This is a genomic window from Streptococcus sp. 1004_SSPC, from assembly GCF_001069025.1.
Taxonomy (GTDB): domain Bacteria; phylum Bacillota; class Bacilli; order Lactobacillales; family Streptococcaceae; genus Streptococcus; species Streptococcus vestibularis.
This window is the reverse complement of the sequence record NZ_JWGQ01000019.1, coordinates 18,416-29,374: the sequence shown is the minus strand read 5'-3', so window position 1 is coordinate 29,374 and position 10,959 is coordinate 18,416. Positions and strand designations below refer to the sequence as shown.

Below are 10,959 nucleotides of genomic sequence, written 5' to 3'. Positions count from 1 at the left end.
TGAAGCCGATTCTGAATTTGACAATGATTGTGACTCTGAAACTGACTCACTTTCTGACGCTGAATCGGAATTAGAAACTGATTGCGATTCTGAGATTGACTCACTTACAGAGGCTGATTCTAAATTTGATACTGATTGCGATTCTGAGTTCGAGGCACTTACTGAAGCCGATTCTGAGTTCGATACTGATTGTGACTCTGAAACTGACTCACTTACAGAAGCTGATTCTGAATTTGATACTGATTGTGATTTAGAAATTGACTCACTTGTTGACGCTGATTCTGAAGCACTTGTTGATGCTGACTCTGAAGCGGATGTGCTTGCTGATTCTGAAGCACTTGTTGACGCTGACTCTGAAGCGGATGTGCTTGCTGATTCTGAGATTGAGGCACTTTCTGAAGTGGACTCACTTTGCGAAATACTAGTCTTCAAGGATGTACTCAAGGAACTTGAAACACTCTGTGATTTCTCAGCACTCAATGACGCACTCGTTGAAACAGATTCACTTTGTGAAACGCTAGTCTTCAAGGACTCACTCAAGGAACTTGAGACACTTTTTGAGGCTACCGTGCTCAATGAAAGGCTGGTCGATGCCGATTGCTTAACAGACTCACTTTGACTTTGTGAAATCGATTCTTGCTTAGACTGACTGGTACTTTGCGAAACTGATTGACTGTAATCACTATCCGATAATCTCACCGCTACAACATTAGTAGTACTATCCTTATAAGTAATCGTTACCGTACCATTACTATTAACCGTATAAGACTTAATACGGTTTGCAACCTCTGGATTCAAAGCTGACACAGCCGCAATAATCTTGCTTTTATCCGAATCTGTCAAGGCAGTCAAACTTGTCACCTGAATAATGCTAGTTGGAGCCACTCCTGGTGTACGATCTGCTAATCGTCCCTGAGTAATACGAATCTCACCCAAGCCATTTGGACGATTCATATTTGACGCATTGTCAATAGCAGCAACATTACGTTGCCATGTATTTCGAAAGGAATGATAAAGATCATCCTTCAAATGAATGGTCGTTGTAAGGGTTGCTGGATTATCAGTCGTTGCTGTAATATCACCCGTAATAGGTGCAATATTCCCTGTTCCATACTGACTGCCACCAAAGAAATTCCCGTTTAAGGTATTGTCATTTAAGTCAGCTCTTGCAACGACTTTCAATTCTTTGAGCTTGCCACTGTCATCTGTAGCCGTAAAGGTCAATACAGCGTCATCGCCTGCATAGATAGTGTAGTTTTTCCCACCACCTTCAAGAGGTGTTGACTTAGGTTCCACACCATTGACAGTCAACTTAGCTGTCACTTCAGGACGTGTTCCGTCCGTTACAGCCACGGAATTGCTGGCATCTGAATACACCGCATAATCACCATACATGATACGACCTTTGGCTGTTACACCACCTGTTTGTAACTTAACTGTCGGCGTCACAATCGCTTGACCCGAAGCATCTGCCACTGCTATTCCCACTTCGTCGTCATTATTGTATAGAACAACTGTAGAACCTGGCTCGGCTCCCGTCACCGTCACAGGTGTCTGTGTATATGCCTTATCCAATAATCTCGTTTCAACAGTTGGTGCTGCTAGTCGCTTCACTGGAGCAGTTACATCATTAGTGGTGTTATCTTTATAAGTAATTGTTACCACACCAGACGCTGATACAGAGTACTCCTTGAAGTCCTTCGAAGTTGAAATATTCGGATTAGAAGCCTTAAAAGCCTCCCAAACCTTATCTTTTTCGGCCTGAGCGAGATTACTTGTGTCATTAACAAAAGTGCCCGTTGTCACAGCCGTAATCGGGTTTCGAATGCCATCATTTTGCGGCAAAACCTGAATACGTAATGTACGCGTCACTGATTGCCTAGCTGTATTGGTCACTACAAAAGAAAGATTATAAATTTTCCCAGGTGTCACTACTTCAGTAGCCCCAACAGTTCCAAAGATATTAAAAGCCACAGCACTATTTTTTAGTGCCGACGTCTGAGGTACGATGATGCCATTCACCCGATCACTACCAGAAGCGTAGCCAATGCTTTTAATATTATTTCGTGTAGGAATCGTTTCAACAACATTATAAGCCTGGTTAATGCTGTCCGAATTATACACTGAAATCAAAGCATTGTTAGCCGGACCTAATTTATACTGGGGTGCACGGAGATTGCTATTAGCATCAATACGAGAACCATTACGAGGATCACGTTGACCAGATGTCGCACGAAGAACCGCATTGGCAAGACTATTTCTAGCCTGACGAGCCTGAGCAATCGTAGGCGTCACATCACTGTCACGATCAGCTAGACTGACACGAATGGCATCCAGCGCTTTATCTCCCTTGAGAATAGCAGCATCCGTATTTGGCAAATCAACAGCTTGAGCTTTATAGGTATAAATGTCTAAGGCTAAATCTTTGAGATGCTTTTCTTGTTCTAAGCGCTCAGCATCAGCCACAACCGACGCGGCAAGCATACCAGTCGCAGCTTCAGACAGCTGACGATTACTCAAAACTTCAGACGTCAAGGACGCGTTTAACAAAGCAGACTCCGAGCTCACAAGATTCACGCCATCTTTAGAATCACTACTATCACTATTGCTAACTGACTGAACAGATTCGCTAGAGCTATTCTTCAAAGAGCCGCTCAACATGCTCTCAGATAAACTACGAGAAGAAGAATCCGTCTGACTTGCTGACTCCGACTTAGAGACTAAAGAATCTGACAAGGAGGCAGAAAACGAAAGACTCAGTGACAAGGATGTCGATTTTGAAGTCAATTCAGAAACTGACATCGATTGACTACGTGATAAGGACTCATTCAAAGAAGCCTCCGAATTCTGACTTGACACAGTTTCAGATAACTCTTGACTATTTACCTGACTCTCTTGAGCGCTAATTACGGACCCAATATTCCCTAGAACAACTGAATCAGATGTAGCTAAGAGATCAGCCCTAGCTCCTGCTTCACTTTCCAAAATTGGCTGATTAGTCACTTCATCCGCATGAGTCACTTGAGTCGCAACAGTCCCACCTAGTACGGCCCCCGTTGCAAGCACACCCTTTAGCAGTGTCTGACCTGAAAAAGCATGTTCATTCACCTCCACCTGTTGAGTGTTAAGAGACGGAGTATCTACACCCCCTCTAAGCACCTTAAAAAGACCAAAATTCGACATCGCTGAACGAAGCCAGTACTTTCCTGACTTAACCAGTTTAAAACGTGTCACACGCTCAGTTTCACGATATTGACCTTCATTCCTTCTAAAAAACATATCTTCTCCATTAATTCTTTGAATAAAACACTCCATTAAATTTTATCATAAAATTAAGCAAAAAATCTCATTTCGAGATTACTTTCAATCAACTTATAAATCCTTTCTCCCCTCAAAAACACTACAATAATCGAAAATCCAACATATATTAAAACTATTTGATATTTTTGGGTTAAAGTATAAAAAAATCCCTACCAATTAGGAAAACATTTCAATCGATAAGGGGATTTAATTGTCTTAGTTAGAAGATAATGAGTCACTTATGAAATCTTAGAAGTCTTCACTTTTTCTTCATCTTTCTTACGTTTGGTAAGAAAGGCCAGACCTGTAATTCCGCTTTTGATAAATTATCACACAATTACAATCAATTATTTAAGGGAAATTCTTTACATCTGTTAGTCTATTAGCTGGTATTTTTTAAGATTGTTCCTAATGAGACGAATCTTCCTTAAATCCTTTAGTACAAATTAAAAATAATTTGAGTAGTTTTCGAAAAGTCAAGATATATACTCAGAATAGTAGCAAAAAAAGGATTACTTCTGATAATCCTTTAAATACTAACTTAATGCCATGATAGCATCAATAAATAGTTTCTTTGTGAAATAACCACGACTAATGAGGTAGGCAGTATACTTGGCGTTAGCTACCATCTGTGCATACTGCTCCTTGGTACATTCTTGAACGCAACGATCTGCTTCTTCCAGACTTGAAACGACGAATCCTAGACCATGTTCTTTGATATAGTCTGCATTTGAGAGATAGTTAGGCACTACGACTGGTAGACCTGCCGCCAAGTAGGTAGAAAGTTTATAAGAAATATTCAACTTATAGTAGTCGGGTTCGTCCTCTGGTCTTTCCGAATTCCCCCAGACCAGACCAAATCCTCCCTTAGATAGTTCTAGCAAAAGCTCATGTTTATTTCGCCAGCCTTCGAGGTGGACTTTGGAATAATCCTTATCCTCTTGTTTGTCCGCATAAACATGTAGAGGGGTTGTTTGTTTCCAGTCTAGAACGTGTGGAAAGCGTGTTGGATTCCCAGCAAAAATCATCTTCTTTTGGAAGCTAGGTTGATGTAAGTCTAGGCTATGAGGCAAATCCCAAAGTTTTTGGATGATAATCTTCTCAACTGTTAGCCCTTCCTCAATTAGTCGATCACGCATCTTTTCAGATGGAACAACGATGACATCACAGAGATTGTACATGTCAATATAAGAAGACATGAGATAGTAGTTACTATCAAACATGAGAGGTGGGACATCATGGATAAACATAACGGTCTTAGCATTAACAGCCTTGAACTTACTAAGCAATCGGCTATCCCATTCACTACCATTCCATGATGGTGACTGGAAGAAAACGATATCTCCAACACTCACTCCTGCTACAACCCCATCAAGACGAGCATTCAATTCTCCAGCTGGCTCTTGGCTGCTATCATAGAAGTAAATCCCCAGTTCATTAGCACCTAGGTCTTTGACAATCTTCATGGTATCATTTTGGGCAATCAAGGCCACACTACGTGAGGACTGGCCAAATAAATTTGTAAAATGTACGCGCATGACATACTTCTTTCTGTTATATGGTATAAAATCCTCTACTTATAAGAGACAATCATAAAAATAAGTAGGAGAACAAAGAGGGCTAAGCTAATAGCCAAGGTCAACATTTTTCGAATCGGTTGGCTAGCCCAATAACTAGGTTTACCGATATTACTCGTAGCATCCGTTGAAAAAATCTGTGTCTGACGTGGTTGGATGGTCACTAGGACGATAAGGAAAACCGAAAGAATCACTGCTAGAACCATAAATACTAACATCATAGAACTACCTCAACAAACCAATGAGGGTGAAGATTAAACCGATGATGATAACAAGTCCGAGCATGATTGAAAAGCTCTTGTTGATCTTCTCTCCTCTAGTTTCTTTTTCCTTTATGATAGGCTTTTGCCTGAGTTCTTCCATACGACCTTCAACGTCACCGTAGAACAAATCTTTTTTAGACATGATTTCCTCCTAAAAGTGATTGTAAGCGGTCGACCAACTCAGAAGCAGGCAGAGTATTGGCTTGAGCTTTTTGAGCTTGCATGGCTTCTTGCATGGCTTGATTGTTGCCCAGAACCTGCTTAATTTTAGCAACCATAGCTGGATAGTCCTGACTGGCATAGATATGCTCTGGTGCTGTATAAACACGTCCATGAGCTGTTTCTGAAAAGGCCAAAATCAACAACTGATGTTCGAAGGCTGTTCGTATCGCCTTGTACAATTCATTATAATGGTTGATATCCAAGTAGAGGTCAGACTCTTGATAGAGCTTGTCCAACTGCTTGTGACTAGCGTTTGGATGGAGCACAACGTTTGAATAACGCATCATTGAGAGCAATCTTGGTGACATCTCAGTGACTGCCGCAATCTGGAAGGTCACATCAGGGAGTGACTCAACCAAGGCTTCTAAACGCTCAATTTGGTCTGAATTGGTTGCGATAAAAGCATTACGAGGTTTACCATAATTTTCCTTGAAGTCATAGGCATAGCCAAGAGACAAAATCTTATGATGTTTATCCTCTGGCGCCAAGGTCAAAGCTTTTTCATAAGTGGCCTTATCAGGAATGATGATAGCATTGGCTCTGGCTGAATTATCCTCCAAGATACCATTCATGTTACCTGGAAGGACATCACCTAGCGGCTCTTGCCAAACAAGGACATCAGTGGCACCTTTATTTTCCATAGTCCATGAGACGATGAAAGGTGTCGCCAAGCTATTAAAGATAATGTGATCGATTTCACCAAAGACCTGAGCTAGAAAGGCTTTGATAAATTCGGTTCGGTTGGTGAAACGACGAAGGGCTTGTCCTGGTAGGGTCAAGAGAATATCACTGGTGAGATGATTTTCCAAGATACGTTCGTCGCCTTCTTTGGTTTGGTAGCTGGTAAAGAGTGGCTGACCGTTCTCATCATGAGTGGTTTTGGCAAAGCAGAATCCGTATTTGTTGTAGTGGTCTACTTGGCGAATCTTTCCTGACTTGTCTAACCATTCGACACTTTTAACGATACGAGCCTTGCTACCTTCAGGGTAGGTGATGCGGGCACGTTCTTCGGTGAGATTAGACACACGCGCCATCTGATTGTTCCCTGAAATTTCCCAAAAGGCTGGCACAGGAACTTGGTTGAAAAAGCGTGGTTTGCCAATTTCCTCTACTGCTTCCACATAATAGGTGAAAGGAGAAAGAGCTCCTTGAGGGAGGAATCCATCTGGATTGATGACAACTGTTGTAGCATCGTAGCCTGCTGCCTGAAGAGAGTAAGCCAAATCCTTACTGGCTTGATTATAGTAATCACATAAGAATATCATGAGCGTACCTCCTCAAGTAACTGTTTCCAAGCTGCCTTGACTTGACTAGTCAAGAAACCTTTGGCAAAGTCATAAGATTTTTGGCGCATGGCCTCGATATTACCTTCTTCGTAGAGACGAACAATGGCATCCTTATAGGACTTGGTGATAACATCCACGACATGATTTTCAGCAACGGGGAGGAGATAACCGTTAACTCCATCTTGGATAAAGGTTTGATTTCCGTAAGGCACATCAAATCCAATCATCGGAAGTCCCGAACCAACCGCTTCCATGAGAGTGAGTCCAAAACCTTCGCTGGTTGAAGCTGTCAGATAGACCTCGTACTGGCTATAAATGTCGGTCAAATCAGCATGTCCCATGAGACGAATGTATTCTCCTGCTTGCCCTTCGACAATAATCTCACGCAACTTGGCATCCATACTACCACTACCGTAGATATCAAAAGTGATATCTGGCAGAGTCTTATGAACCTCGATAACCGCACGAACCAACCAGTCAATGTGTTTTTCCTGAGCCAATCGTGAGGCCGTAATCATTGAGAACGGCTTACGTGTCTTGTTCTGTCCGACTAATTTAGTCAAGCTTCCCACTGGAATGGTGTAGATTTTGGGATCATGGTTGGTATAGTGACGGAACTGTTCCTGCAGAATTTCCCTCTGACGATCTGTCGCCACGATAAAGAAATCAACCTTATCCGCATTGGTAAATTGGTACTCGTAATAGTTATTCCAGAGAATATAGTTGTCATCAGTTTGATTGACACTAAAGTGCTCAGCGTGAACAACGACACCTAGGCGAGCAGCCTGCGCTTCTTCAAAGACCAACTGACCAATACCTGTTTCACGGTCCAAGATGACCACATCATCCTTAGTTAGGGCCAGACGTTTGAAGAAATAGCGAAGGAATTCTTGCTTACCATAGAGAACCTGATCTGGGAAACGATAGATATCTTGATTATTGTCTCCTACAATCATGTCATAGGCTGTAGATCCATCTTCGTTATAAAAACGGCGTTGGTAAACCTTGGCTTGATTGTCCTTAGGCGCAGAATACTCACTGCAATAACGAGTGTAGGAGTAAAAATCCTTGCGCAAGAGCTTGTCATTGACAAAATAGCTGACGGTTTCCACCGCGCCTTCATCAGTGGCACGAAGGTTACATGCTACTACCATATCATCCTGTGGATAATGGTAACGAATGAGGCGACCAGCTACTTCCTTACGCTCAGGATCGGTAGGTAAGATGGCTTCGATTTCTGCTAGACTAATGGTCGATGGTGCAATCTTAACATCTGTAAAATAGCTATGGAGCCAGATGATTTCATCGTCTGAAAAATCAATCTTGCTAGTCATATGCTCGATATTATCCCCAAGGATGAGGTCCATAAAAACAAATTTTGCTTCTTGCCCCATTTCCTTGAAAATCTTAGCACGATAGGCCTGAGCATATTCGACACCACTGCTGGCCCACCCTATGCCTAAATTAATGTTATATACTGTCATAATTTCCTTATTTTATGGGAAATGGCTGATGATATCTCCTTTTTTAGTGACTTGCACCTGACTAAGGAGAAGATTACGAACCATATCCTTTCTGATTTGACGTTTCATGGCTTCGAAGCCCTTGTATGCCTCTTGGTAATATTCGACAATAGGGTTCTTTTGACTGAGTTGCTGGCTACCGATAGCCATTTGGAGTTGTTGCAGATAGTCTACCTGCTCTACCCAGTTGTCATCCACAGCCTTAAGCATGGATAGACGTTGGAAATACTCGTTAAGTTCCTTGGTTTTCAACTCCTGCTTTTTAGTATCAAGTTCACGATAGGCAAACTGATAGATGAGTTCCAAGACTTGCTCACGATTGTTGAGGTCTAAATCCTTAGGAATTTCATTGATTCGGAAGCTGATATTACGCAAGATGAAATGGTAAAGATTTTCCGCTTTTGAGAAATCTTCCTCAGTCATAGCTTGGTCGATGAAATCGTCAAGAACCTCGTCGATAACAGTGTCCAAACCTTGATTGTAGTAAATGAGACGGTCACGTTGAGCATAAATCATCTCACGTTGGATGTTCATACTTTCTGCAAATTCAAGCGTCTGACGACGTGAGGTACGATCAGAACTTTCACTAGCTTCTTGGGCTTTTTCAACCAATTTACGATACTTGCGACCTGTCAGTTCCTTAGGCTCAATGTGATCATTAATAGCATATTCTTTGTAGATACGGTGAACCCACGATGGACCGTATTTCTTAATCACGTCATCTTCAAGTGAGACGAAGAATTTAGACATACCAGGATCACCCTGACGTCCAGAACGGCCACGGATTTGCAAATCAATACGCTGACTTTCCATACGTTCGGTACCGATAACGACTAATCCACCCAGTTCAGCCACCCCCTTACCGAGCTTGATATCTGTTCCACGTCCAGCCATTGAAGTCGCAACTGTCACGGCACCCATTTGTCCAGACTCGGCGATCATCTCTGCCTCACGTGGTGCATTGTTGGCATTCAAGAGATTATGAGCAATTCCTTCACGCAAAAGCAGAGAAGAATAAAGCTCTGACATTTCCACTGAACTTACAAAAATCAAGATTGGATTGCCTTTTCCATGATAATGCTTAACATACTCTAAAGAAGCGAAGATTTTCTCTGGTAGGGTCTCATAAATCTTATCAGGGTAGTCGATACGTTGTTTCTTACGGTTGGTTGGAATTTGAATGACCTTCATACCATAGGTATCGAGAAATTCTTTTTCCGCAACCTTACCAGTACCAGTCATCCCTGAAATTTTCTTGAATTTTTTAAAGAGACTTTGGTAGGTGATAGAAGCCATGGCTCTGGTTTCTTGTGACAAGGCCACTAATTCTTTGGCTTCGATAGCTTGGTGGAGTCCCCCTTGGAGCTTAGTCAATTCCAAGAGACGACCTGTCGATTTATCGAGAAGGACCACTTCAGGTCCCTTCTTGCCATCACGAATGATGTAGTCCTTGTCCTTTTTATAGAGCAAGTGAGCACGAAGTGAAAAGAGCAAATGACGGGCAAAGGTGCTATTTACTTCATCGTAGAGGTTACCGATACCAAGATAGTTTTCAGCAGCCTTGGCACCCTTAGTGGTCAACCAAACTTCACCTTTTTCTTCTTTGAAGATATAATCCTCACCCTCGACCAAGGTGGTCATGAGGGTATCCATCATTCCATAATAGTTGGACTGAACACGAGGTGCACCAGAGATAATCAAGGGCGTCTGCGCACTATCCAGTAGAACAGAATCCACCTCATCGACAATGGCATAGTTAAAGGGACGCATGTATTTACCGTCTTGGTTAGAAGCAAGGTTATCAATCAAATAGTCAAAACCTAGACTGGCATTTGTCGTGTAAACGATGTCCGATTGATAGATGGCACGCTTTTCTGCTGGATCCATCTCATTACTACCTTCCACACAGGGAACACCAATCGTCAACCCTAAGAACTCATAGACCTGACCCATTTCCTCAGCGTCACGAATAGCCAAGTATTCATTAATCGTAACGAGAATAGCGCCTTCACCTGACAAAGCATTAAGGTAGACTGGCATGGTTGCCGTCAAAGTCTTCCCCTCACCCGTATTCATCTCAGCAATATGGCCCTGGTGCATGACAATGCCTCCCATGACCTGAACATCATAAGGGAACATGCCTAGCACGCGCTTATCAGCTTCACGAACAACCGCAAAGGCTTCTGGCAGGAGGTCGTCCAAGCTTTCTCCTTGAGCCAAACGCTCCTTAAATTCTTGCGTTTTATTTTTTAACTCAAGATTGGTCAAACCTGCCATTTCATCAGCTCGTCCGTTAATCTCCTTGAGTATTTCCTTAACAGAGAGAATAGGATTCAGTTGTTTAAACATTTTCTTCTCCTGTTTCTTCCAGTTTTAAGCTGTAGAAATCCAGCTCTTTGACCCCAGCACTCAATAGAGAAATACGATAGGTATAAGCCTCATGAGGATAAACAAAGGTCATTTGGGTACTTTTTTCAATTAGCTGCTTAATTTCATTGTCATAACGGTCCAAAAAGCTGACTTTCAAAAATACTGAACCTGTTGGTACAGCTTCGAGATTAGCCGTCAAGTCATAGCTATGCCCCTTTTTCAAAAGTGGGAGGGCAGGCTGGGTACGACCAGCTTGATAGTTTTGGATGGCCATCCAAGACTGGATTTCCGTTCCTGATGGCACCAAAGGATTGTAAAATTGCACAGAACCATCTTGGCGCTTAACAATTTTTGAGCCATACATGTAGGCTTTGTGGTTTAAGCCCCACAAGATTTCTGATTTCTTATTTCTGAACAT

General features: G+C 42.2%; 8 protein-coding genes. All 8 read right to left on the bottom strand.

The window, feature by feature from the left end; all coding sequences use genetic code 11:
* Positions 1 to 3,279: accessory Sec-dependent serine-rich glycoprotein adhesin (locus tag ADF62_RS02190; protein WP_048787970.1), on the bottom strand; the 3,279-nt coding region annotated here is incomplete at its 3' end.
* A 557-nt stretch (positions 3,280 to 3,836) separates the two neighbouring features.
* Complete coding sequence (locus ADF62_RS02185; RefSeq protein ID WP_003094565.1) at positions 3,837 to 4,838, bottom strand: sugar transferase; 1,002 nt, start codon at positions 4,836 to 4,838, stop codon at positions 3,837 to 3,839.
* A 35-nt stretch (positions 4,839 to 4,873) separates the two neighbouring features.
* Positions 4,874 to 5,098: an accessory Sec system protein Asp5 gene (asp5, locus tag ADF62_RS02180; protein ID WP_003096674.1), complete on the bottom strand. Its 225-nt coding sequence runs from the start codon at positions 5,096 to 5,098 to the stop codon at positions 4,874 to 4,876.
* 4 nt (positions 5,099 to 5,102) lie between these two features.
* Positions 5,103 to 5,282, bottom strand: coding sequence for an accessory Sec system protein Asp4 (gene asp4, locus ADF62_RS02175; protein ID WP_003093671.1), 180 nt, complete (start codon positions 5,280 to 5,282; stop codon positions 5,103 to 5,105).
* On the bottom strand, positions 5,275 to 6,627 hold the full coding sequence (gene gtfB, locus ADF62_RS02170; RefSeq protein ID WP_003096672.1) for an accessory Sec system glycosylation chaperone GtfB: 1,353 nt from the start codon (positions 6,625 to 6,627) through the stop codon (positions 5,275 to 5,277). The genes asp4 and gtfB overlap by 8 nt, the downstream gene beginning before the upstream one ends.
* The gene (gene gtfA / locus ADF62_RS02165) at positions 6,624 to 8,132 is read right to left on the bottom strand and encodes an accessory Sec system glycosyltransferase GtfA (RefSeq protein ID WP_003093330.1); all 1,509 of its coding nucleotides are present in this window, start codon (positions 8,130 to 8,132) and stop codon (positions 6,624 to 6,626) included. The genes gtfB and gtfA overlap by 4 nt, the downstream gene beginning before the upstream one ends.
* Before the next feature lie 12 nt (positions 8,133 to 8,144).
* A complete protein-coding gene (gene secA2, locus ADF62_RS02160) occupies positions 8,145 to 10,520 on the bottom strand; it encodes an accessory Sec system translocase SecA2 (RefSeq protein WP_048787969.1) in 2,376 nt (791 codons plus the stop codon).
* A complete protein-coding gene (gene asp3, locus ADF62_RS02155) occupies positions 10,513 to 10,959 on the bottom strand; it encodes an accessory Sec system protein Asp3 (protein ID WP_003093729.1) in 447 nt (148 codons plus the stop codon). Before asp3 ends, secA2 begins: the two co-directional genes overlap by 8 nt.